Here is a 23,584-nt window from a genome sequence, read left to right on the forward strand (position 1 = left end):
TGGACCTCTGACAACGAACTAGACGCACGCATAAAACTGCTCCCCACAAGTCGGAACTGAATATCTAAGTCCAACTTCCGGGGAGCAGTTCAGGATCTGAGGAAGCGTCGGGGAAAAGGCGACGGGATCTGAGGAAGCGTTGGGGGAGATACGCACGAGCCGTGCTGCGGGCCTTCGGGTAGGAGCGCATCACGGGGCATCGGGGTCCGGAGGTCGCTCAGCGACCGCAGGAAGCCCCATGACCCGTGTCTAAGCGACGGCGAAGGGCTGCCGCCCGGTGAAGGTGACCAAAGCGAACGCAACCCAAGCGGACGGAACCATAAGAGACGGCGAAGGTTCAGCGTTCCCGCTGGGGCTCTCCGGCTACCGTTTTGGCTGCCTCGACTTCGAGCATGAGAGTGCCGTCTTCGTCGACGAGCCGGGGCTGGTAGACGTGCGGGGTGCGCTTGTAGCTGAGGTAGGCGATGCAGCCGTTGGCTTTGGCCATCTTTTCCAGCATGATCTCAGAGCCTGGAACCATGAGCTGGCCGAGGGTGAGGCCGGCGGTGTTCTCCTGGCCCACCTCGTCGCCCAGGGTGGTGGTGTCCCGTTCGGCCACCACCTTGGTGGCGCACACCCACCGCCCCCAGACGCCTTTGCTCTCCAGTAGGGAGGGCTGCTGGTTCATCGGCACGGTGGCGGCGAAGTAGCGGGTGTTGAAGCGCCGGTGCGCGAAGTCAGGGCTGAGCCAGTTCACGAGCGGCTTGAGCAGGTCGGTGCGGATGGACAGCCCGCGCTTGGCCAGGATCTCGGTGAACGACCATTCCTGCGATGCCACCGCTTCCCGGGCCCTCATCCAGTCGGCCGTGGACGTCGCCTCCACGGTGGAGGACAGGTCCGGGCCGGCCAGCAGCACGCCGGTTTCCTCGAACAGTTCGCGGACGGCGCCCACCACATGGCGGCGGGCGAGTCCGACGTCGTCCGTTCCCATCTGCTCGGCCCAGTGCTGGGGCGCAGGCCCCAGCCAGCCGACGGGGTCGTCGTCGGAGGTGTCCAGGGATCCGCCCGGAAAGGCAACGACGCCCAGCGGGGATTCCCCGGGACGGTAACCGAGCCAGGTTTCCAGGCCGGTGGGTGAGTCCCGGAGAAGCACCACGGACGAAGCGAAACGGGGTGCGCGCGGAGTGCGTTCCCCGTGTTCGAGCCAGCTGCGTGCCGCCCCTTCAAGATCGGGGGGAAGAACAAACAGCCGGCGTGCTAGGTGAGGCAAAGGAACCGACTGCTCCCTAGCTGAATTCGGCGATCAGTTCGACTTCCACGGGAGAGTCGAGCGGCAGGACTGAAACGCCGACGGCGGAGCGGGCGTGCTGCCCGGCGTCACCGAAGACCCGGCCCAGGAGCTCGGACGCGCCATTGATGACGCCGGGCTGGCCGGTAAAGGAAGGTTCGGAGGAGACGAAGCCCACAACCTTGACGATGCGGGTGACGCGGTCGAGGTCGCCGATGACACTCTTCACCGCTGCCAGGGCGTTCACGGCGCAGACGGCGGCGTACGCCTTGGCGTCTTCCGGGGACACAGTCGGTTCGTCCGAGGTTCCCTCGCTGCCGGCGGCCACTTTGCCCGTAGCTTCGAGTTTGCCGTTAATGAACGGCAGCTGCCCGGAGGTGTAAACGTGGTTGCCGGAGACGACGGCCGGCACGTAGGCGGCGACGGGCGCGGCAACTTCCGGAAGGGTCAGTCCCAGCTCAGCAAGACGCTGCTCGACGGCGGACGATGGCGCCGTTTCAGCGCTGGAAGCGGTTTCCTGGGGGGTGGTCATGCTACTGCTTCTCCCTCTTAAGGTAGGCGACAAGGCCGTTGCCGTCGGGTCCGGGAACTACCTGGACAAGCTCCCAGCCGTCGTCTCCCCACTGGTCAAGAATCTGCTTCGTGGCGTGGATGATGAGCGGAATCGTGGCGTACTCCCATTTGGTCATGAAATAAAGCCTAATCGTTGCCGGTAAACTGGAGAACATGGCGACTCGTAAGAACCCCATATTCGACACGGCCACCACCCTCGGTAAGATTCTTGGCTTCCTTGGCGTGAGCGCTATTTGTGGCGTCCTCGTGGCCGGCCTGCTGGTTCCCGCAGCCGCCGTCTCAGGCAGCACTGCGAGCGGCTCGATCGAATTCTTTGACACCCTGCCGGCTGAACTGCAGGTGGACCCGCCCAGCCAGTCCACCAAGGTCCTGGCCTCCGACGGGAGCGTGATCGCCAACCTGTACACGGAAAACCGCACCCGCGTTCCGCTGGAGCAGATCTCCCCGTTCATGAAGGACGCGGTGATCTCCATTGAGGACAGCCGGTTCTATGAACACGGCGGCGTGGACACCACCGGCATCCTCCGCGCCCTGGTCAGCACCGCGCGTGGCAACAAGCAGGGTGCCTCCACCATCACGCAGCAGTACGTCAACAACGTCCTCAACGCCAACCTCGAGGCGCAGGACAAGTCGGACCAGATCAAGCTCAACGGCGTTAACAAGGGCGTCGGCGACAAGCTCCGCGAAATGAAGCTCGCGATCGCCCTGGAGAAGAAATTCACCAAGGAGCAGATCCTTGAGGGCTACCTGAACATCGTCTTCTTCAACCGTGATGCGTACGGTATTGAGGCCGCCTCCAAGTTCTTCTTCAGCACCACCGCCAAGGACCTGACCCTGCCTCAGGCCGCGCTGCTGGCCGGCCTGGTGAACAGCCCGTCGGCCTTCGATCCCATCACCAACCCGGACAACGCCAAGAAGCGCCGGGACCTGGTGCTGAGCGCGATGCTCACCCATGGCAAGATCACCAAGGCCCAGTACACGTCCGCCGTCGCCACCCCGGTCAAGCCGAAGGTGACCCCGGCGCGGCAGGGCTGTGCCTACTCCCCCACGGCCCCCTACTTCTGTGACTACGTGCTGCACCTCCTGCTGAACAACCCGGCCTACGGCGCGGATGCCACCGAGCGCGAGAAGAAGGTGTTCCGCGGCGGCCTGACCATCAAGACCACCCTGGACCCAAAGGCGCAGAAGGTTGCCCAGGACCAGGTGAATGCCGCTGCCGGCTCGAACCCGGACAAGTGGGGTGCAGCGCTGGTATCGGTCGAGCCGGGCACGGGCAAGATCACCAACATGGCCCAGAACACCTCGTGGTTTGCGGGCAAGGGCAAGTTCGACTCCCAGATCAACTTCAGTGTTGACCAGTACGACGACCAGGGCAATGACCTGAACGGCCTTGGCGGCGCGCAGCCGGGCTCCACCATGAAGCCGTTCACGTTTGCCGAGTGGCTGAATGAAGGCAAGTCGATGAACACCATCGTCAACGCCGCCCAGCGCCGGTACCCGCAGAACTTCCCGTGGCAGAACACCTGTGAGACACCCACGGTCGGCTGGTACGACAGCACCAACGGCACCGATGATCTGCAGAATGCCGAAGACGGCTACTACCGGAACATGACGGTGCTCGATGGCCTGAAGAACTCCATCAACACCGCAACGTTCGCCTCGGCTTCGCAGGTTGACCTATGTGGCATCCAGAAGGTCGTGGACGCCGTCGGGCTGCACGGCGGCCTGCCGACCCGCGACAAGGACACCAACGCGATTGTCGATGCGAATCCGAGCATCACCATGACCACGCTGGGTAACCTGCTGGGCTCCACGCAGACCGCTCCTCTGACCATGGCCACGGCCTTCGCCACCTTCGCGAATGACGGCAAATACTGCGCCCCGATCGCAATCACGTCGGTGACGGACCAGACCGGTGCACAGCTGCCGGCGCAGTCCCCGGCCTGCCGGGATGCCCTCAAGCCCGAGGTGGCGCGCGGCGTGAACTACGCCCTGCAGAAGGTCCTGAACGAGGGCTCCGGCTCCCTGATCCAGCCGCGGATCTCCACGCAGACCAACTTCCCGATCGCAGCCAAGACCGGTACGTCCAACAACAACGGCTCCACCTGGGTCGTAGGCCACACCATGGGCCTGGCGACGGCCGCCTGGTTCGGTGATCCGCTCGGAGCCCAGAACCGGGCTGGCCAGAACATCACGGTCAACGGCAAGTTCTACACCGGCATCGACGGCTACATGATCGCCGGGCCGATGTTCTCGAACTTCATGTCGCAGATCGCGCCCGGCTACGGCACAGATCCCTTCCCCGAACCGCCGTCGAACCTGCTTTACGGCACGCCGCAGTTCCAGCCCACGGTGCCGGACAACCCCTCCCAGGGCGGCAACACAGGCGCCAACACCGGCGGGAACACGGGAGGCAACACCGGCGGCAGCACCGGCGGAAACGCCGGAAACGGCAACGGCAACGGCAAAAAGGGGAACGGCTGACCGTGGCTGACCTCTCACGCGTGGCAGGCCGCGTCCGTAGCATCGGGCGCGGCTTTGCCGTAACTGCCGGCGCCGGGACCGCTGCCGCTCTCGCCGCCACGGCCTACGGGCTGTGGGAAAAGAACCAGTTCGTGCTCCGTGAGGAGACCGTCCCGATCCTCCCCGAGGGCAGGGCACCGTTCCGCATCCTGCACCTGAGCGACATCCACTTTGTTCCGGGCCAGAAAGCCAAGGTGGAGTGGCTGCAGTCGCTCGCTGCTCTTCGGCCGGACCTGGTGGTGAACACCGGTGACAACCTCAGCCACCCCAAGGCCGTGGACCCGCTCCTGAACGCACTGGCGCCGCTGCTGGAGTTTCCGGGCGTGTTTGTTCCCGGCTCCAATGACTACTACGCCCCCAAGCTGAGGAACCCCGCCCGCTACCTCGTGGGGCCCTCGAAGGCGGCGCCAGACCGGGAAGAGCTTGACTGGCCCCGGCTCCGGTCCGGCTTCGGCATGAGCGGCTGGATCGATCTGACCAACCGGCACCAGTCCGTGGTCCTGAACGGCATGCGTTTCGATTTCTCGGGCGTGGACGATCCGCACCTGAACCGGGAACGCTATGCCGGCTGGCCGCGCGGCACCAGGGGCCAGAACGCCAAGGACCACCTGCGCGTCGCCGTCATCCATGCCCCCTACCAGCGGGTCCTGGACCACTTCACCGAGGACGGCGCGGACCTGCTCCTGGCCGGCCACACGCACGGCGGCCAGCTGTGCATCCCGGGGTACGGCGCCGTCGTCGCCAACTGCGACCTCCCCACCTGGCGGGCCAAGGGGCTCCATGACTGGAGCAGCAATGGACGTACGACGCCGGTCAACGTCTCGGGCGGGATCGGCACCTCACGCTTTGCGCCGGTCCGTATCGCCTGCAGGCCCGAGGCCGTCCTGCTGACGCTCACCCCGCGCGCCTGAGGGGTGCGCCCGGGATCTCCGGGGAGCTGTTGGTCCTCCGGTGACCCGTCACCTGTGAAGGGTGCCCGCTTTGGCATAGGGTAGTTGCTACGGGAAACTACATCAGTTCAAGAAGCGGGCATGGCCAAGCAGAGTTCATTTTTTCGATCCGTCAGCCGTCTTTATCCGCATGTAAAGCCGGTCCTGCCGCGGCTGATCATGGGCCTGCTGTCCGCTCTCCTGGCCAGTGTGGTTGCCCTGGCCATCCCGCAGGTGCTGCGTGTGCTCATCAATGATTCCCTGCGGCCCGGGGCCACAGCCGGAGCCGTGTGGAGCTCGGCCGGCCTGATCCTGGCCCTGGGTGTCGCCGAAGCCTTGCTGGTTGCCCTGCGCCGCACCTTCGTGATCAACCCGGCCACCACCGTGGAGACCCGCATGAGGGTTTCACTCTACGGCCACCTCCAGGACCTCCCCGTCGCCTTCCATGACCGCTGGGGCTCGGGCCAGCTGCTCTCCCGCGCCATGACGGACCTTAACTTCATCCGCCGCTGGATGGCCTTCGGGGCCATCATGCTGGTGGTGACCACCCTGACTGTGGTGATCGGCGTCGTCGTCATGTTCACCATGAGCTGGCAGCTGGCCCTGATCTTCCTGGCCGCCGCGGGTCCCGTGATGGTCTATGGCTTCCGCTTCCGGACCCGGTTCAGCAAGGTGGCCCGGCGGAGCCAGGACCAGGCCGGCGACCTCGCCACCACCGTTGAGGAATCCGTCCACGGCATCCGCGTCCTGAAGGCCTTTGGCCGCAGCCGTGAAGCGCTGGAAACCTTCAACGGCCAGGCCGAGGAACTGCGCCAGACGGAGATCGCCAAGGCCAGGCACCAGGCAGTGTTCAGCATGGTGGTGACGCTCCTTCCCGAACTGGCACTGGGGGCAGGCCTGGTGACGGGCATTCTGCTCGCCGCCGGCGGCCAGCTCAGCATCGGCTCCCTTGTGGCCTTCTTCGCCACCGCCGCGGTCATCGCCGCGCCCGTGGAATTCTCCGGCATGCTGCTGGCGATGGCCCTGACGGCGAAGACGGCGCTGGACCGGCACTTCGAGGTCATGGATTCGCAAAACACCATCACCGGCGCGGCCGAAGCCCGCCGTCCGGCCGAGGTTACAGGGGCTCTGAGCTTCAATAACGTGACGTTCGCGTTCGACGACGCCCCGGACAAACCGGTGCTGAAGGACGTCCGGCTAAACATCTGTCCGGGCGAGACCATGGCGCTGGTGGGCATCACCGGCAGCGGCAAGAGCGCTCTGCTGCAGCTCGTGCCACGGCTCTACGACGTCACGGCGGGTTCCATCACGCTGGACGGCGTGGATCTCCGGGAATTCAGCATCGAGGAGCTCCGCACCCTCGTGGCGGTGGCTTTCGAAGACACCACCCTCTTTTCCAGCTCGGTGCGCGACAACGTGCTGCTCGGCGTCCGGTCCGGAGACGCCGACGTCCGGGAGAAAATCCTCGCGGAGGCCCTGGACACCGCGCAGGCGCACTTCGCCTATTCGCTGCCCGATGGGCTGGACACCCTCATCGGCGAGGAGGGCCTCAGCCTGTCCGGCGGCCAGCGCCAGCGCCTCGCCCTGGCCCGGGCCATCGCGGCCCGCCCCGGCGTGCTGGTCCTCGATGATCCGCTGTCTGCCCTGGACGTGAACACCGAGGAGCTCGTGGAAAACCGCCTCCGCGAAGTACTGGCCGGCACCACCACGCTCATCGTCGCCCACCGGCCGTCCACCGTGGCGCTGGCCGACCGGGTGGCGCTGCTGGAGGACGGCCGCATCGCCGCCGTCGGAACCCACACCGAACTGCTGGCCGGGAACAGCCATTACCGTTACGTGATCGCGAGCCTGGAAACGGAGCCCCGCGACCTGGACTCCGAACTGTCGGCCCTCGACGACGCAGAGGAGGTCAGCCGGTGAGCGCCACAGCCTTCGGCACTGCCAATGAGGACAATGCCAACCTGAGCAGGAGCGACAGCAAAGCAGTACGACGCCGGTCGCTCGCCTTGCTGGCGTCCCTGATCCGTCCCGTCCGGCTGCGGTTCTGGCTCACCATCGCCACGGTGGTCCTGTCCCAGGCGGCCCGGGTGGCCGGCCCGGCACTGATCGCCTTCGGCATCGACCACGCGCTGCCCGCCCTGCGCACCGGCAACAGCCTCCCGCTGGTGCTGACCGGCGTCGCATATCTCATCACGGCGCTGGCCGCCGCCGGGCTGACGGCGGTGTACGTGACCTCGACGGCGAAGCTCAGCCAGACCATGCTCCTGGACCTGCGGCTGTGGGTGTTCCGCCACACCCAGCGGCTCAGCCTCGAATTCCACGAAAAGTACACCTCCGGCCGGATCATCGCCCGGCAGACCTCGGACCTGGAAGCGCTGCGCGAACTGCTGGATTCAGGAGTCAGCTCGCTCGCCTCGGGTGCACTCTTCATGGTGTTCACCGCCGTCACCGTGTTCGCCCTCGACTGGCGCACCGGGCTGGTGGTGCTGGCCGCGGCCGTGCCCATGTTCTTCCTGGCGCGCTGGTACCAAAAGCACTCGCAGATCGCCTTCCGCCAGTCCCGGGTGGTCTCGGCCCGGCTCATCGTGCACTTCATCGAGACCATGACCGGCATCCGAGCCGTCAAGGCCTTCCGCAAGGAGCGCGAGAACGCCGCACGCTACGGCGAACTCGCCGAGGACTACCGCCAGGCGACCGTCCGCTCCATCAACCTGAACGGCGTCTTCCAGCCCGGCCTGGTGCTGATCGGCAACGTCTGCGTCGCCGCCGTGCTGCTGTTCGGCGGCTTCCGGGTGCTGACCGGCGACCTGGCCGTGGGCGTGCTGCTGGCCCTGATGCTCTCCACGAAGCGCTTCTTCCAGCCCGTGGACCAGATGGCCATGTTCTACAACTCCTTCCAGAGCGCGCAGGCTGCGCTGGAGAAGGTCTCCGGGCTGCTCGAGGAGGTTCCCACGGTGCGGCCCCCGCGGAACGCCGTGGAACTCCGCGACGCCCGCGGCGCCGTCGAGTTCCGCGACGTCGAGTTCCGGTACGGCAGCGGCCCGCTCGTCATCCCGGCGCTGAACCTCACCATTCCGGCGGGCCAGACCGTGGCGCTGGTGGGCCAGACCGGGGCCGGCAAATCCACCCTGGCCAAGCTGATCGCGCGCTTCTATGACGTCTCGGCGGGTTCGGTGATGCTCGACGGCGTCGACGTCCGGCAGCTGGCCACCGCGGACCTGCGGCGGAACATCGTGATGGTCACCCAGGAGGCCTTCCTGTTCAGCGGCTCGGTGGCGGACAACATCGCCCTGGGCCGGCCGGACGCACCCCGTGAGGAGATCGAGGCCGCAGCCAGGGCCGTGGGGGCGCACGGGTTCATCCTGGAACTCCCGGAGGGGTACGACACCGACGTCAACAAGCGCGGCGGCCGCGTCTCAGCCGGCCAGCGCCAGCTGATCAGCTTCGCGCGCGCCTTCCTCGCCCGGCCCGCGGTGCTGATCCTCGACGAGGCCACGTCCTCGCTGGACATCCCCTCCGAGCGGCTCGTGCAGAGCGGACTCGCCGGGCTGCTGCGCGGCATGGACGGGACCGCCCGCACCGCGCTGATCATCGCGCACCGGCTGTCCACCGTGGAGACCGCGGACCGGGTGCTCGTGGTCCACGACGGACAGGTGGTGGAGGACGGAACACCCGACGACCTGATCGGCGGCAACGGCCGCTTCGCCCGGCTGCACAGTGCCTGGAAGGACTCGCTGGTCTGAGCAGGGCGGCGCCTCCGGGCCTCGATTTCACATGTGGGCCGAGTATCGGATATCCTTGTTCAGTTGCTTTCGCAGCAACGGATCGGGATGTAGCGCAGCTTGGTAGCGCGCTTCGTTCGGGACGAAGAGGTCGCAGGTTCAAATCCTGTCATCCCGACCATAAGGAAAGAGGGTCTCCCCCAGGGGAGGCCCTCTTTCTGTTCCTTCAGTTTTTTCGGGCTCAGTTTCCGCCCAGGCTCTGGTTGGTGATGTTGGGCGTCGCCTGCCCGTCGCCGAGCAGGGGAACCCTGGGCCGGTGCGACCCATCGTCCGGCAGGTAGTCTCCCCGGCTGTTGTAGCTTTGGACCTGGTTCAGGTACCGGTGGCGCAAACGGAGGCCGACGGCGAACAGCACCGCCGATTCCAGCACCGCCGCGATGCCGATCATCCCCCAGACGAAAGTCCCGGCGTCGGCCGTTCCCTGGAAGACCTCAACCACGGCGGCACCGGCGGCGGCCGCCACGATCAGCGACGTGCCGGCGATGGTCCAGAGGAAAAAGGCCCGCTGCTGGCCGTCGGTCACTCTCCGTGTCATGGTCCCCACTCCTTGTTTACGGTGCTGCTGTTTTAGGGTAGAAAAACGGCCCCGGAACATGATGTGTGCATGTTCCGGGGCCGTTGTCCTCATGGAAGCTGTTTACATGGGATCGGGCCAGTTGCCAATGGTGGTCTCTGACACCATGGGGTCAGGCCAATTGCCGATATTGGTCTTGTTCACGTCCTTGACCCTCATGGGATCCGGCCAGTTGCCAATGGCAACCGAGGTGCCCGCGGTGTCCGCGATCGAGCCGGCAGACAGAACGGCGGGAGCCGCAGCAGAAAATGCGAGGGCCCCCGCCAAAACGGCAGCGGCTGCTATCTTCTTCAACATGTGAGAGTTCCTCAATACGATCGGATTCGTTACCAAGCCAGCACAGTCCTTGTTGACATACATTGTAAAATGTTTTCCACAGAGGGTGTCAAGCATTCTGTACAAAGGCTGTCCGGAATAGGAGGAAACCCCAGTGGGTAACGGATTCGGGGAGAAGCTCCGCGCAGAGCGGCTGGAACGCGGACTGACCCAGGCCGAACTGGGCAAGGACCTGTACTCCCCCAGCTACATTTCCTTGCTGGAAACCGGGCGGCGGGAACCCACAGCCGACGTCATCGAAGAGCTCGCCCGCAGGCTGGAGCTCGCGCCCAAGGCGCTCGAGGCGTGGAGCCAGCCCATCTCGGTCAGCGACGCCGAATACGTCCTGGCCGGACTCTACGCGCGGCAGGCCTGGGACCTGCGCGACTACGCCCTGGCGGCCGAGCACGCCGCCAACGCGGCCCGGATCGCCCTGGACGGCAAGAACACCAGCGCCTGGTGGAACATGACCTACATGCAGGCCGAATGCCTCATGAAGCAGGGCCAGCTCAAGGAATGCCAGAAAATCATGGAGCACCTGTCGGAGCACCCCATGGCCACCGAATCGGCCGGCCTCGGTGTCCGGGCGCGCCAGATGCTCGCCGCCCTGTGCCACGGGCAGGGCCAGCTGAGCACCGCCGTCGAACACGCCGAGAAGGCCGTGGAGCTGTGCGCACAGCTGCCCAAGGGATCAACGCTGATCATCGGCGCGCTTCGCGCGCTGATCGGGGCGCTGGCGGAGAGCGGCCGGCTGGACGAGGCCTGGAAGTACTGCCAGGACATGAACGAGCAGATGGACGAGCACTCGATGTCCCAGCTCGCCGGCGAGGTGGCGTGGGTGATCGGGAACGTCGCGTTCATGCGGCACGACTACCCGGAGGGCATCAAGCACCACGAGCGGGCAGCCAAGCTGCTCTCCCCGGCCAACGACATCGAGCTCTGGGCCCGCTTCAACAAGGCTTCCGCTGCGGTCCGCCTCTCCTCCGGCATCGTTGAGCCGGAGACCCTGTCCGCGATCGAACGCGCCGAACTCGCGCTGTCCATCGTCGGCGGGAACAAGGCGGACCAGCTGGAGGTCGCGTTCATCCGCGCCCGCTGGCTCTACCTCACCGGCGATATCGTCGCTGCCGTCCAGAAGCTGCGTGACATCCACGCCGAACGCGCCGACCTGGGCAAGCACACGGCCGGCGAGGTCTCGCTGCTGCTCGGCAAGTCCCTGAAGGCTGCAGGCGAACTCGATGAGGCTTTGGCCTACCTGGAGGAGGCGCAGAAGGCATTCAGCGCCGCGGGCGCCCAGGACCGGGTCCAGCAGGCCCTCGACGCCGTGCTGGAGATCCGGCTCGCCCAGCGCCGCGCCGCCGCGGCTGAGGCCAGCTGACAGCAAACACCCAAACAAAAGGCGCCCTCCGAGGAGGGCGCCTTTTGCTGTTTATGAGCCAGCAGCTAGCTGAACGTGCGGCCGGTCAGCTTCTCGTAGGCCTCGACGTAACGGGCCCGGGTGCGGTCCACGATGTCCGCGGGCAGGGCCGGCGGGGGTGTGTCGGAAGCCTTGTCCCAGCCGGATTCGGCGGACGTCAGCCAGTCCCGGACAAACTGCTTGTCGAAGGAGGGCTGCGCCTTGCCGGGCTCGTAGGTGGCGGCGTCCCAGAACCGGGACGAGTCCGGGGTCAGGACCTCGTCGCCCAGCGTGATGGCACCCTCCACGACGTCGTAGCCGAACTCAACCTTGGTGTCAGCCAGGATGATGCCGCGTTCACGGGCGATCTCCTCGGCCTTGGTGTAGATGCGCAGGGTCAGTTCACTCAGGCGCGCGGCGATGTCGTCGCCCACCATGGATACGACGGCGTCGTAGGTGATGTTTTCGTCATGTTCGCCCACCTCGGCCTTGGCCGACGGGGTGAAAATGGCGTGCTCCAGGCGGGATCCGTCAACCAGGCCTTCCGGCAGCGGGATCTCGCAGACGGTGCCGGACTGCCGGTATTCCACGAGTCCGGAACCGGTGAGGTAACCGCGGGCGATGCATTCCACCGGGAACATGTCCAGCTTCTTGCAGATCATGGCCCGGCCCTCGACCGCGGCCGGAACGCCCTCCTCCACCGTGGACGCCAGGACGTGGTGCTCAACGCCCAGCTGCTCGAACCACCAGAGGCTGAGCTGGGTCAGAATCCGTCCCTTGTCCGGAATCTCGCTGCTGAGCACGTGGTCGTAGGCACTGATGCGGTCGCTCGCCACCACCAGCACGCATTCCTGCCCGAACTGCTCATTGACGGCGTCGGTGGCCGGGACGTAGAGGTCGCGGACCTTGCCCGAGTAGACGTGGTTCCAGCCGGGCAGTTCGGCGTGGGCAATATCCAGGCCGCGGGGGCTTTCCTGTTCAGCCACTGTCATGCCTTCTGTTCCGAGGCGGGGCCGGCCTGGACAGCAGGGGCTGCAACGGCTGACGACACCTTGATTTCGCCGCGTGCGGCCTTGCCTGCTATATCCGTGCGGAACTGGGCGCCTTCAAGCTGAACCAGCTCCACGCCGTCGTACGCCCTTTCCCGGGCCTCCACGAGGTCGGAGCCCAGCGCCACCACGGCCAGCACACGGCCGCCTGCGGAGACGACCTTGCCTTCGTCGTCGAGCTTGGTTCCGGCGTGGATCACGTGGACACCGTCCAGCTCGTCCACCTTCTTGAGCCCGCGGATGCGGTCACCGGTGCGCGGGGTGTCCGGGTAGTTTTCGGAGGCGACGACGACGGCGACTGCCGTGTCCTTTGACCAGCGCAGCTCTTCTGCCTGGTCCAGTTCGCCCTTGGCGGCTGACAGGAGCAGGGAACCGAGCGGCGTCTTGAGCCGGGCGAGGACAGCCTGGGTTTCGGGGTCGCCGAAGCGGACGTTGAATTCGATGACGCGCGTGCCGCGCTTGGTCAGCGCCAGGCCGACGAACAGGACGCCCACGAACGGGGTGCCGCGGCGGGCCATCTCGTCCACGGTGGGCTGGGCGATGCGGTCGATGACTTCCTGGACCAGGCCGTCCGGAGCCCAGTCGAGCGGGGTGTACGCGCCCATGCCGCCGGTGTTGGGGCCTTCGTCGTTGTCGTAAATGCGCTTGAAGTCCTGGGCCGGGGACAGGGCCACCGTGTTGCGGCCGTCGCACAGGACGAACACGGAGACCTCGGGGCCGTCCAGGAACTCCTCGATGACCACGGTGCCGTCGGCATCGAAGCAGCTCTGGGCGTGCGCAAGGGCGGCGTCCCGGTTGTTGGTGACCACAACGCCCTTGCCGGCGGCGAGGCCGTCATCCTTGACGACGTAGGGTGCGCCGAAGGTATCCAGCGCTGCGGCTGCCTCATCCGCGTTGGCGGCCACCAGCGCCATGGCCGTGGGCACGCCGGCTTCGGCCATGACCTGCTTCGCGAAAGCCTTGGAGGCCTCGAGCTGGGCGGCCGCCTTGCTGGGGCCGAACACCGGAATGCCGGCGTCGCGCACGGCGTCGGATACGCCCGCGGCGAGGGGAGCTTCGGGACCGACAACCACCAGGTCAACGTCGAGCCGGGTGGCGAGCGCCGCCACTGCGTCCGGATCGTTCCCGTTGATGGCGTGCGTGGGGACGAGCTTGCTGATGCCGGCGTTGCCAGGAGCCGCATGGACTTCGGAAACGTTGGGGTCGGCAAGGAGGGAACGGACAATGGCGTGTTCGCGGCCACCGGGGCCAATAACGAGTACCTTCACAGTCTCCAAGGGTACTTTGTGCACCGTGCAGGCTCCTAAGCTGTGACCCGCCCTCAGTTGCGGCCCGCCCCTCGGTCCGCGGACCATCCGGGCAGCGCGCCGCTACGAACCAAGGTCATGAAGAAGCTCATGAGGTGGTTCAGGGGACCGGCCGCATTGGCGGCCCTGGCCGGGGTGGCCGCGGCCGCCGTCGTTCTTTCCGTTGCGGAACTGGCGGGGGCCTTCTTTACGGCCCGCGCCGCTCCCCTGGTCGCCCTGGGCTCGACGTTCATCGACTTCACGCCGCCGTGGCTGAAGGACTTCGCGATTGCCACGTTCGGAACCAATGACAAGGCCGCGCTCTTCGCCGGGATGGGCCTGACAGTCTTCGTGCTGGCCTGCGTGCTGGGCGTGGTGGCCTACCGGCGGTGGGCGCTGGGCGCCGCCGGCGTGCTGTTCATGGGCGCGGTGATCGTGGCCTGCGTGGTGACCCGCGCGGGCGTCAGGCCGCTGGACGCGGTGCCTTCCCTGCTCGGAACCGTGGCAGGGCTGGTGGTGCTGCGGCTGTTGGTGTCGCGGCTGTGGCGCCGTCAGGCCTTTCCCGATTCGCCGGCCGACGTGGCGGCCAAGGAGCCCGAACGCCCGGCCACCTCCCGGCGGGACTTCTTTGCCGCCACCGGCCTGGCGGCCGCCGCCGCGGGCATTGCCGGCACCGGGGGCCGGCTGCTCAGCGCCGCACGCAGCAATGTTGCGCAGGCACGCGAGTCCCTCCGGCTGCCGGCGCCGGCCCGCCCCGCGACCGCGGTGCCCGCCGGGGTCCAGTCGGGCACGCCGGGCGTCACGCCGTGGCTGACGCCGGCCAAGGATTTCTACCGGATCGATACCGCCCTCAGCGTTCCGGAGATCAAGGCGGACGAGTGGGAATTGCGGGTGCACGGGCTCGTGGAGCAGGAAGTCCGGCTCAGGTTCCAGGACCTGCTCGACGCCGACCTGATCGAGTCGCATGTGACCCTCACCTGTGTTTCGAACCCGGTGGGCGGCAACCTCGCCGGCAACGCGCGGTGGCTGGGGCTCCCCGTCCGGGAGGTGCTCAAGCGGGCCAGGCCAACTGCCGGCGCTGACATGGTGCTCTCCACTTCCGTCGACGGGTTCAGCGCCTCCACGCCGCTGGAGGTTTTGCAGGATGATCGCGACGCCATGCTGGCCATCGGCATGAACGGCGGACCGCTGCCCCTGGAGCACGGCTACCCGGTGCGGATGGTGGTTCCCGGACTGTATGGCTTCGTGTCCGCCACAAAATGGGTGGTGGACCTTGAGGTGACGCGCTTCGCCGACAGCAAGGCGTACTGGACCCAGCGCGGCTGGTCCGAGCGCGGCCCCATCAAGACGATGGCCCGGGTGGAGGTGCCCAGGTCCTTCGCCACAGTGCCGGCGGGGAAGGTGGCCGTCGGCGGCACCGCCTGGGCCCAGACCCGGGGCATCACCGGGGTGGAAGTGCAGATCGACGGCGGTGACTGGGCTTCCGCCGTGCTCTCGGATGAGGCGTCCGTGGACACGTGGCGCCAGTGGTCCTTCACCTGGGACGCCAAGCCCGGCCCGCACTACATCAGGGTGCGCGCCACGGACGGGACCGGCTCTTTGCAAACGGAGCAGCGTGCCGATCCGGTGCCAGACGGCGCCTCCGGCTGGCAGTCGGTCATGGTCACGGTTGAATAGGCCGTTCAGCGGCACCCCGGCCGCGCGTATTATCCCGCCAAAAGCCGCGGAAAGCTCCCGGGGAATGCTCCTGCAGCACCATAGACTTGGCCCATGGCCCTAAATTCGCACGCCACGTTCACTGTGGATGACGCCGTCGAACTCGCCGTGGTTGAACGGAGCGGATTCGTGGAGTCCCGCCACATCGGGGCGGCCGTGGTACTTGCCGCCGACGGCCATGTGGTCACCCAGCTGGGCGACATCACCACCCCCATCCTGGCCCGGTCCACACTCAAGCCGCTGCAGGCGCTGGCGGCCATGCAGTCGGGCGTTCCGCTGCGCGGAGCCCAGGTGGCCCTCGCCTGCGCCAGCCACACCGGCTCGCTCGACCACATGGACGTCGTCGAAGGCATGCTCAAGGCGGCCGGCGTCAAGGAGGACCAGCTGCAGTGCCCTGCCGCCTGGCCGCAGGACGAGACGGCCCGCATCTGGCTCACCCGGTCCGAGCGGGGCAAGTCCCGGCTGGCCTTCAACTGCTCGGGCAAGCACGCCGCTTTCCTGTGGGCCTGCACCGAAAACGGCTGGGACACGCACAGCTACCTGGAGCCCAACCACCCGCTGCAGCAGCGCATCCGCACTGTGATCGAGGAGTATTCGGGCGAGCGGATCGCGCACTTGGGCATCGACGGCTGCGGGGCTCCGGTTGCCGCCATCTCGCTGACCGGGCTGGCCCGCGCCTACTCCCTGCTCGCCAAGGCCCCCTCCGACAAGACCTCCAACGCCCGTGCCGCCACGATCGCGACCTCCATGCTGGACTACCCGTGGGCGGTCCAGGGCAGGGGCGAAGCCAACACGGTCGTGATGGAGGAGCTGGACGTCATCGCCAAGATCGGCGCCGAGGGCATCCTGGTCATGGCCACGTCACAGGGGGTGTCCGTAGCCCTCAAGATGCTCGACGGCAACCTGCGGGCCACCTCTCTCGTCGGCCTGACGCTGCTGGCGGCCTGCGGTGCCGTCGACATTCCTGGCGTGTCCAGCGTGCTTGAGAAGGTGGTGGAGCCGGTCCTGGGCGGCGGCCGCCCCGTGGGCAAGATCCGCCTCGGCCATGCCGTCTCGGCGCTGCTGGATTAGACTTTTAGCTTTTCAAGGAGGCTCCGGTGGCAATTGCGCGCCGCAGAATTGACCCTGCGGACGGCCTGGCGGCCCTGAACGAATGGGCGGCAGGTGCCATCCCGCCGTCGGACGCTGCCCTTGCCGCCCCTGCCGTCCCCCGCCCGGTGATTGCGACGGCGGTCCGGTACTCGCTCGAGGAGGTCACCGCCCGCGCGCCCGGGAATTCGGTGGAGGTGCGGGTGCCGCCGTTCGGCGTCACCCAGTGCGTCGAGGGTCCGCGGCACACGCGCGGCACTCCCCCGAACGTTATCGAGTGCGACGCCGCCACCTGGCTGGCGATGGTGACGGGCCGGCTGAGCTGGGCGGACGCCGTCAGTGCGGGACGCGTGGCCGCCTCGGGCCTGCGCGCGGACCTGTCGGCGCTGCTCCCCCTCTGAGTTTCCCGCCGGACCCGGAGCGGGCCCAGCCAAACGCGGCAGGATCCCGCCAGGGCTGAAACTGACAGCCCGGACGGGATCCCCCCTTCTTTCCTCTGGAGTTTTTGTACAGATATCGTGACTTCAGGGGCCTTCAGCGGCCATTATCTGTACAAAAACTCCTGACGTTATTCGTGGTTGATGGCCGCCGACGGCCTGCTCATCTGGAACTCGGGCATCTCACCGGGGTTCGGGCCGCCGCGGAACTTGGGCGAAGCCTGCCCGCCCCCGCTGATCCGTTCCAGTTCCTGCTCCTGGAAGTCCTCCTCCACACCGAGCATGACGGCGGAATCGTGGTTGGTGATCTCGCCGCGGAACGCCCGGACCATGACGCTGCGGTCGAACTGGCCCTCCCACTTGGAGACTATGAAGGTTGCCACGCAGTTGCCCAGCAGGTTGACCACCACGCGCATCGAGTCCATGAGCCGGTCGGCGCCGAGGAGCAGGGCCACGCCCGCCACCGGGAAGATTCCGAGCGCGGCCGCCGTGGCGGACAGTGCCAGGAAGGACGAGCCCGGAACGCCGGCCATGCCCTTGGAGGTCAGCAGCAGGACGCCGAGGGCGGCAAGCTGCTGGCCGAGGTCCAGGTGGTGGCCGAAGGCCTGGGCTAGGAACAGCAGGGAGATGGACAGATAGATCGCAGCCCCGTCCAGGTTGAACGAGTAGCCCGTGGGCACCACCAGGCCGGTGGTGGCGCGGGAGCATCCGGCATTCGTCAGCTTGGTCATGATGCGAGGCATCACGGCTTCAGTGGAAGCGGTGCCGAGGGCCAGCAGGAACTCCTCGCGGGTGTACTTGAGGAACTGCCACAGCGGAACCCGGGCGAAGCCCCAGGCCACGACGAACAGGAGCCCGATGAACACGACGGCGGCCCCGTAGCAGGCGGCGATCAGCATGGCGTAGGTGCCGAGGGTGTCCAGCCCGTACTGGCCGATAATGAAGGCCATCGCACCGAAGGCACCGATCGGGGCGACCTTCATGATCCAGGACATGATCTTGAAGATCAGCTCGAGGACGGTCTCCATGAGGCTGATGACCGGCATGCACCGCTCGCGGCCAATGACGACGATCGCGGCGCCGAAGAACACGGAGAAGAACAGGACCTGCAGCAGGCTGTTGTTGGCGAAGGCGCCGATGACGCTCGTGGGGATGACGTCCAGGATGAAGGCCGCCGCGTCCTTCGGCACGGCGTGGCCGGTCTTGGCGTCCAGGGCCTCCTGGGACAGGGTGCTCGGATCGATGTTCAGGCCGGCTCCGGGCTGGACGACGTTGCCGACGATCAGGCCGAAGACCAGGGCGAAAAGTGTGGCCGCTGTGAAGTACAGGAGAGCCTTGACTCCTACCCTTCCGACCGCCTTGACGTCGCCAACGGCTGAGATTCCCGTAACGATCACGAGGAAGATCAGCGGCGCGATGATCATCTTGATGAGCTGGATGAAGCCGTCACCAAGCGGCCTCAGTTGAGCGCCCAGGTCCGGCCAGAAATGCCCTATGAGAACACCTGCCACGACGGCGATCAGAATTTGGAAGAAGAGCGACCTATACAGGGGCTTCTTCTTCGACGGCGCCGAACTCGCCTTCAGCGCCGAGGAATCTGGGATCTTCATTGATCTGTACCTATCAATTGGGAACAGCCCCGGATCGGGGTCTGCTTCCAACGTAACCCCGGTCACACTATTCCGCAAGAGGAAATTCAGTTTTCACGATGTGGAACTAAGCTGGCCGGTCACATTTGAGTTTTTGTCCATTTATTGGGACTTCAGGGGCCTTGAGCGGCGAATATCTGGACAAAAACTCCTACCGCTGCCAGCCCTGTTTGCGCAGCGCCTGCCCCACCCGCGAGACCACCCAGTCCCGCCCGCGGCCCATGTCGACGCGGTTGATTTTCACCTGCCTCCAGCCCGCGTCGATCACGCGCTGGTCCCGGTAGGCATCCAGTGCCTGCTGTTCGGGGGTGAGGTGGTGCTCGCCGTCGTACTCGAGGCACGTCCGGAACCGCGGGCAGCCAAGGTCCGTCCAGACCGGCCTGTTCAGCACGTCGTCCACGCGGCAGTTGGGCGTGAACTCCGGCAGACCGGCGTCGTCCAGCAGCAGGCGGAGCTTGCTTTCCGGCGGCGAATCGACGCCGACGCGCAGCAGATCAAGCGCAAGCCGCGCCTTCCGCACCCCGTGGATGCCGTTGGCGCCGTCAACAAACGCCCGGAGCCCGGCCAGCGGCACCATGGCGACCCTCGGCGGGCCGACGGGCCTCGCGTGCTCGCTCACAATGGCGTCGCCGGCCACCACAAGGTCATCGATGGGCAGGACGGAGCCGAGGTCCACCCAGGTCCGGGCCACCGACGTCAGCCTCAGGCCGTCGATCTCAACGAGGTCGCCCTCACGGATCTTAAGCCGGTGCCCGGCGATCCCGCGCCTGCGCGGCAGCGGCTCACCGCTTTGCCGGGAGAGGTGCAGGAACCGCCCCGGTTCCCGGAAATGGGGGCCGCTTTTCTTGCCCCCTGGCACCGGTTCGACGACGGCGGTCACCGGCCCGCCGCCGTCGGGCCTGAACTCCGCCCACGGCGGCAGCGGGACGCCGTGGACCTCCGCTGCCGTGATCAGGGCGGCGAAGTTGTCGGGATCAAGCGCAGTGTGCGAGCGGACGAGCGCGGGCAGGTCCGGGCCGCAGGATCTGGGCACGCGGATGCCGCGGCTGGGGCGGTGCATGTCGCGGGCGAAAAGCCTGCCGCCTGGGACTTTGGCGGCGGCCGCTTCGGTAACGGCGAAGGGCCGGTTACTGATGTCCTCGGGCAGCGGCGTCAATCTGGTCATGTTCCATTGAGGCACCTTGAGGAGGCCTGCGGGACGTTATCCACAGGCCGACCTTTCCGCGGAGGAGTTTTTGTACAGATATTCGCCGCTGAGGGGCCTTGAAGTCGCGATATCTGGACAAAAACTCGGAAGGAAGGAAGGAAGGAAGGGCGGGCGGGCCGGGAGAGTCAGCCGCGGCCGATGAAGGGCATGCCCGCGGCCGTGATCACCACCGAGCCCACGCTGGCCGACGGCGGCATCCCGGCCATCATCAGCACCGCCCGGGCCGCGTCCTCCACCGGGAACATCGGCTCCACCTTGCGGCTTCCGTCGGCCTGGAGCGCCCCGGAACCAACCCCGATGGTATCCATGATTTCCGTGGCGGTGTTGCCGATGTCGATCTGCCCGCAGGTGATGCCGAACTCCCGGCCATCCAGCTCGATGCTCTTGGTCAGGCCGGTCATGGCGTGCTTGGTGACGGCGTAGGCGACGGTGCGGGGCCGGGGCGAGTGCGCCGAGATGGAGCCGTTGTTGATGATCCGTCCACCCTGCGGCGACTGCGCCTTCATCGCCCGCACCGCCGCGCCGGCGCACAGGACCGAGCCGGTCAGGTTCACGGCCACCGTTGCTTCCCAATCCGCCAGGCTGATCTCGTCCACGGACGCCGCCGGGCCAAAGACGCCGGCGTTGTTGAACAGGACGTCCACCCGGCCCCAGCGCCCGAGGACGGCGGCGAAAAGGCGCTCGACGTCGTCGGGCACGGTGACATCGCACGGCACCGCAAGCGCCTCCGGATGCCCGTCCGCGGTTTCCAGCAGCTGCGGCTCACGCCGGCCCGCCAGGGCCACCCGGTAACCGTCCGCCAGCATTTGTCGGGCAACCGCGCGCCCGATGCCGGAACCGGCGCCGGTGACGACGGCGACGCGGGCCGGAGTGGGTGGAACGGTCATGCTGCTTCTCCTGTGCTGCTGAAACCCGGCGGTTGTTGGGAACCGGGCGGCTGTTGGGAACCGGGCGGCTGTTGGGATCTTAGGCGGTGGCGGGAACGCCGTTCGCCGCCAGCGGCCAGCCTATGACAGTCTTGGGCCGCGGGGTGGCGTACGTCCGGACCTTGGACGTGGAGAGCTGCATCCGGACGAGAGACTCGGCAATGGTCACGGCGGACGCAACGCCGTCGACCACCGGCACGCCGGCGCGCTGCCGGATCTGCTCGTCCAGGCCCGCCATGCCCCCGCAGCCCAGGACGATGACCTCGGCTTTGTCCTCCCGGACGGCGAGCAGCGCCTGGCTGATGATCGCCTCGACTGCCCGGTCCGGTTCCTCCTCCAGTTCCAGCACGGCCATTCCGCTGGCCCGTACGGAAGCACAGCGGGCGTCGAGGCCGGCCAGCTTCAGACGGTCCTCGATCAGCGGCACGGCCCGGTCCAGGGTGGTGACCACGGAATATTTGTGGCCCAGGAACATGGCCGTGCTGGCCGCCGCCTCGGTGATGTCGACGACGGGCACGTCCAGCAGCTCCTGCAGCCCCTCCCGGCCGTGCTCGCCGTAGCCTGCCTGGATGACGGCGTCGAACGGCTCGGGGTAGTTGACCACCCGGTCCATCACGGCGATCGCGGCCAGGTAGCTCTCAAAGTTACCTTCGCAGGAGTCGGCGCCGAAGCGCGGCGTGATCCCTACGATTTCGGTACCGGGCGCCGCGATGCTGCGCGCCTGGGCGGCGATCGAGTCGGTCATGGACTGGGTGGTGTTGACGTTCGCGACGAGTATTCGCATGGGGTGTCCTCCTAGTGGGTGCTGGCGACGGCGATGGCCTCGCCGTCGACGTCCTCAAACCGCTGCGTGCGGTCGGCAATGACGTAGTAGCTGAGTGCAGCGACGCCGGCGCCGAAGAACCAGGCAAAGGGCGCCGCCGGCTCAAAGACAGGCAGGAACGCGACGAGGATGGCCAGCACGGCCGCCGGCACCAGCGCGATGATGGCCCGCGGATTGACGCCCTTCTTGTAGAAGTAGGCCCCGCCCGGGTGCCCGGTGTACAGCTCGGGGACATTGATCTTTCCGCGGCGGAGCAGCCAGTAGTCGGCCATAACAACGCCGAACAGCGGGCCGAGCAGGGCACCGAGGCCGCCCAGGAAGTACACGATCACCAGCGGGTTGTTGTACAGGTTCCACGGCAGGATGACCAGGCCGATGGTGCCGCTCACCCAGGCCGCGCTGCGGAAGTTGAGCCGCTTGGGGAACAGGTTGGTGAGGGCATACACGGGGGCAACGAAGTTGGCCATGAGGTTCACGGCGATGGTCAGGATGAGGATTGCGAGGCATGCCAGCACCAGGAACAGGGTGTTGGGGATGCTCTGGACGATGTCGGACGGCGTTTCGATGATGGTGCCGTTGATCTTGTACTGCCCGCCGGCCAGGACCACTACGATGGCGCCGAACAGGAGCATGTTGATGGGGATGCCCCAGAAGTTGCCGCGGACGATCGACCTCTTGGAAACAGCGGAGCGGGTGAAGTCGCAGAAGTTCAGGACAAACGTTCCGTAGATGGACACCCAGAGGGCACCGCCGGCGAAAATGGTCCGCCACATCTCGCCGCCCTCGAGGCCGCGGATGCCGGTCCACTGGATGGAGCCCTGGGCCTCGGTGAAGACCCAGATGGCCAGCAGGACCATGGTCAGCAGGATGACCGGTCCGGCGAATGCCTCGTATTTGCGGATCATCTCCATGCCGAAGCTGACGATCACGAGCTGCACGATCCACAGGGCCACGAAGGAAATCCAGCCGAGCGTGGACAGGCCGAGGATGGAGTTCGTGTCCAGCTCGTGGAGGGACGGAACCATGGCCACCAGCATGACCCGGAGCACCACCGAGGCAAGGAACGTCTGGATCCCGAACCACGCCACCGCCACCGCGCCGCGGATCAGGCTGGCGAGCTGGGCGCCGCGGATGCCGAAGCTGATGCGGCTCATGACGGGAAACGGAACGCCCGTTTTCTGGCCCATGAAGCCGGAGAAGCTGAGCAGTATGAACAGGAGGCCGGCGCCGATGCCCAGGGCCATCAGGATCTGCCAGCCGCCAAGGCCCAGGGAAAAGAGCCCGACGGCGAACGCATAGTTTCCGAGGCTGTGCACGTCGTTCGCCCACAGGGTGAAAATGCTGTACCCCGTCCAGCGGCGCCCTTGCCGCTTGGTGGGTGCGAGGTCGGCGTTGTACAGCGCCGGGCTGATGTCGAGGCCGGTGGCGGCGCTGGCCGTATGGCACAGGGCGTCTGTCGCCTCGGCCTGGTGAACATGCTGGCCCGACGGCGCTGTCGGAGCGGGAGCCGCTTCGACGCCGACTGGGGGAGTCGTTTGCATCTGGATCTCCAGTTTCTGGGATTTTCGCGGTGGTGAGCCCTCGAGCGGACGATAGGCCGTCCGCAATCTGCTGTTATTCCACATCGCGAAATAAACTTGTTGAATGGTGAAATAAGGGTATGACCTGCATCACCCCTGGGTCAAGATGCCCCTACCTCCGCGCGCGGTCACAATCCGCAGGGCGGGCACTCGTGGGCCGGATTCCACCGAACCCGCCCGTCTTCGTTTGACCGCAATCCAGCCTGCCAGATAATCTCGAATGGCAAGAATGTTTTCTCACAATACGAAAACATGAGCCCAACATTCAAAGATGAAACGAGGCTGCCGTGGCTGCAGGAGAAGATACCTCCCATATCCTCAGCGGGTTGACTAACCAGCTGCCTGATCGTGATCCGGAAGAGACCGCTGAGTGGGTTGAGTCCCTGGATGCGCTGATCAGGGAACAGGGCACGGAGCGTGCCCAATACATCATGCGCAGTCTCCTGCAGCGTGCCGGCGCGCA

The 23,584-nt window shown here is 66.6% G+C and carries 20 protein-coding genes and 1 tRNA gene; 9 read left to right on the top strand and 12 right to left on the bottom strand.

The window, feature by feature from the left end:
- Window positions 1-337 precede the first annotated feature (337 nt).
- From ACFRAH_RS23510 to ACFRAH_RS23520, 3 genes are read right to left on the bottom strand one after another with little or no spacing between them, the layout of a single operon-like run.
- Window positions 338-1,249, bottom strand: coding sequence for an NUDIX hydrolase (locus tag ACFRAH_RS23510; RefSeq protein ID WP_377993314.1), 912 nt, complete (start codon window positions 1,247-1,249; stop codon window positions 338-340).
- 16 nt (window positions 1,250-1,265) lie between these two features.
- The gene (locus ACFRAH_RS23515; RefSeq protein WP_377993315.1) at window positions 1,266-1,799 is read right to left on the bottom strand and encodes a RidA family protein; all 534 of its coding nucleotides are present in this window, start codon (window positions 1,797-1,799) and stop codon (window positions 1,266-1,268) included.
- A 1-nt stretch (window position 1,800) separates the two neighbouring features.
- Window positions 1,801-1,956 (bottom strand): DUF4177 domain-containing protein, encoded by a 156-nt coding sequence (locus ACFRAH_RS23520; protein WP_003797879.1) that lies wholly within the window; start codon window positions 1,954-1,956, stop codon window positions 1,801-1,803.
- A 37-nt stretch (window positions 1,957-1,993) separates the two neighbouring features.
- Here ACFRAH_RS23520 and ACFRAH_RS23525 point away from each other — a divergent pair, with 37 nt between their 5' ends.
- The 5 genes from ACFRAH_RS23525 to ACFRAH_RS23545 all read left to right on the top strand — a co-directional run bounded on the left by ACFRAH_RS23525 (window position 1,994) and on the right by ACFRAH_RS23545 (window position 9,195).
- Entirely contained in the window at window positions 1,994-4,324 is a 2,331-nt protein-coding gene (locus ACFRAH_RS23525; RefSeq protein ID WP_377993316.1) for a transglycosylase domain-containing protein, read from the top strand.
- Between the two features lie 2 nt (window positions 4,325-4,326).
- A complete protein-coding gene (locus tag ACFRAH_RS23530) occupies window positions 4,327-5,274 on the top strand; it encodes a metallophosphoesterase (protein ID WP_377993317.1) in 948 nt (315 codons plus the stop codon).
- Window positions 5,275-5,394: 120 nt separating this feature from the next.
- On the top strand, window positions 5,395-7,212 hold the full coding sequence (locus tag ACFRAH_RS23535; RefSeq protein ID WP_377993318.1) for an ABC transporter ATP-binding protein: 1,818 nt from the start codon (window positions 5,395-5,397) through the stop codon (window positions 7,210-7,212).
- On the top strand, window positions 7,209-9,035 hold the full coding sequence (locus ACFRAH_RS23540; RefSeq protein WP_377993319.1) for an ABC transporter ATP-binding protein: 1,827 nt from the start codon (window positions 7,209-7,211) through the stop codon (window positions 9,033-9,035). Before ACFRAH_RS23535 ends, ACFRAH_RS23540 begins: the two co-directional genes overlap by 4 nt.
- A gap of 83 nt (window positions 9,036-9,118) precedes the next feature.
- A tRNA-Pro gene (locus ACFRAH_RS23545) sits at window positions 9,119-9,195 on the top strand.
- Between the two features lie 60 nt (window positions 9,196-9,255).
- On the opposite strand, the gene ACFRAH_RS23550 is transcribed toward ACFRAH_RS23545, so the two are convergent.
- Both ACFRAH_RS23550 and ACFRAH_RS23555 read right to left on the bottom strand, forming a co-directional pair.
- Window positions 9,256-9,609 (bottom strand): hypothetical protein, encoded by a 354-nt coding sequence (locus tag ACFRAH_RS23550; protein ID WP_377993320.1) that lies wholly within the window; start codon window positions 9,607-9,609, stop codon window positions 9,256-9,258.
- Between the two features lie 102 nt (window positions 9,610-9,711).
- Window positions 9,712-9,945, bottom strand: coding sequence for a hypothetical protein (locus tag ACFRAH_RS23555; RefSeq protein ID WP_377993321.1), 234 nt, complete (start codon window positions 9,943-9,945; stop codon window positions 9,712-9,714).
- Between the two features lie 133 nt (window positions 9,946-10,078).
- On the opposite strand from ACFRAH_RS23555, the gene ACFRAH_RS23560 reads away from it, so the two are divergent.
- Window positions 10,079-11,341 carry a helix-turn-helix domain-containing protein gene (locus tag ACFRAH_RS23560; RefSeq protein WP_377993322.1) on the top strand — a complete coding sequence of 421 codons (1,263 nt, stop codon included), beginning with the start codon at window positions 10,079-10,081 and terminating at the stop codon, window positions 11,339-11,341.
- A gap of 65 nt (window positions 11,342-11,406) precedes the next feature.
- Here the strand turns inward: ACFRAH_RS23560 and ACFRAH_RS23565 are convergent, their stop codons facing one another.
- Entirely contained in the window at window positions 11,407-12,351 is a 945-nt protein-coding gene (locus ACFRAH_RS23565) for a phosphoribosylaminoimidazolesuccinocarboxamide synthase (protein ID WP_377993323.1), read from the bottom strand.
- On the bottom strand, window positions 12,348-13,676 hold the full coding sequence (gene purD / locus ACFRAH_RS23570) for a phosphoribosylamine--glycine ligase (RefSeq protein ID WP_377993332.1): 1,329 nt from the start codon (window positions 13,674-13,676) through the stop codon (window positions 12,348-12,350). The genes ACFRAH_RS23565 and purD overlap by 4 nt, the downstream gene beginning before the upstream one ends.
- 117 nt (window positions 13,677-13,793) lie before the next feature.
- Between purD and ACFRAH_RS23575 the strand changes: the two genes are divergently transcribed.
- The 3 genes from ACFRAH_RS23575 (at window position 13,794) to ACFRAH_RS23585 (ending at window position 16,900) form a co-directional block, all read left to right on the top strand.
- Complete coding sequence (locus ACFRAH_RS23575) at window positions 13,794-15,371, top strand: molybdopterin-dependent oxidoreductase (RefSeq protein WP_377993324.1); 1,578 nt, start codon at window positions 13,794-13,796, stop codon at window positions 15,369-15,371.
- 93 nt (window positions 15,372-15,464) lie between these two features.
- Entirely contained in the window at window positions 15,465-16,481 is a 1,017-nt protein-coding gene (locus ACFRAH_RS23580; RefSeq protein WP_377993325.1) for an asparaginase, read from the top strand.
- Window positions 16,482-16,507: 26 nt separating this feature from the next.
- The gene (locus tag ACFRAH_RS23585) at window positions 16,508-16,900 is read left to right on the top strand and encodes a sterol carrier family protein (protein WP_377993326.1); all 393 of its coding nucleotides are present in this window, start codon (window positions 16,508-16,510) and stop codon (window positions 16,898-16,900) included.
- A gap of 167 nt (window positions 16,901-17,067) precedes the next feature.
- Here the strand turns inward: ACFRAH_RS23585 and ACFRAH_RS23590 are convergent, their stop codons facing one another.
- From ACFRAH_RS23590 to ACFRAH_RS23610, 5 genes are all read right to left on the bottom strand, one after another.
- A complete protein-coding gene (locus ACFRAH_RS23590) occupies window positions 17,068-18,546 on the bottom strand; it encodes a cation:dicarboxylate symporter family transporter (protein ID WP_377993327.1) in 1,479 nt (492 codons plus the stop codon).
- 190 nt (window positions 18,547-18,736) lie between these two features.
- Window positions 18,737-19,750, bottom strand: coding sequence for an endonuclease domain-containing protein (locus ACFRAH_RS23595; RefSeq protein WP_377993328.1), 1,014 nt, complete (start codon window positions 19,748-19,750; stop codon window positions 18,737-18,739).
- Window positions 19,751-19,917: 167 nt separating this feature from the next.
- On the bottom strand, window positions 19,918-20,679 hold the full coding sequence (locus tag ACFRAH_RS23600; RefSeq protein WP_377993329.1) for an SDR family oxidoreductase: 762 nt from the start codon (window positions 20,677-20,679) through the stop codon (window positions 19,918-19,920).
- A gap of 79 nt (window positions 20,680-20,758) precedes the next feature.
- Window positions 20,759-21,502: an aspartate/glutamate racemase family protein gene (locus ACFRAH_RS23605; RefSeq protein WP_377993330.1), complete on the bottom strand. Its 744-nt coding sequence runs from the start codon at window positions 21,500-21,502 to the stop codon at window positions 20,759-20,761.
- An 11-nt stretch (window positions 21,503-21,513) separates the two neighbouring features.
- Window positions 21,514-23,082 (bottom strand): NCS1 family nucleobase:cation symporter-1, encoded by a 1,569-nt coding sequence (locus tag ACFRAH_RS23610; protein ID WP_377993331.1) that lies wholly within the window; start codon window positions 23,080-23,082, stop codon window positions 21,514-21,516.
- Window positions 23,083-23,584: the final 502 nt, after the last annotated feature.

The sequence above is a fragment of the Arthrobacter sp. NPDC056727 genome (genome assembly GCF_042790555.1).
Lineage (GTDB): Bacteria > Actinomycetota > Actinomycetes > Actinomycetales > Micrococcaceae > Arthrobacter.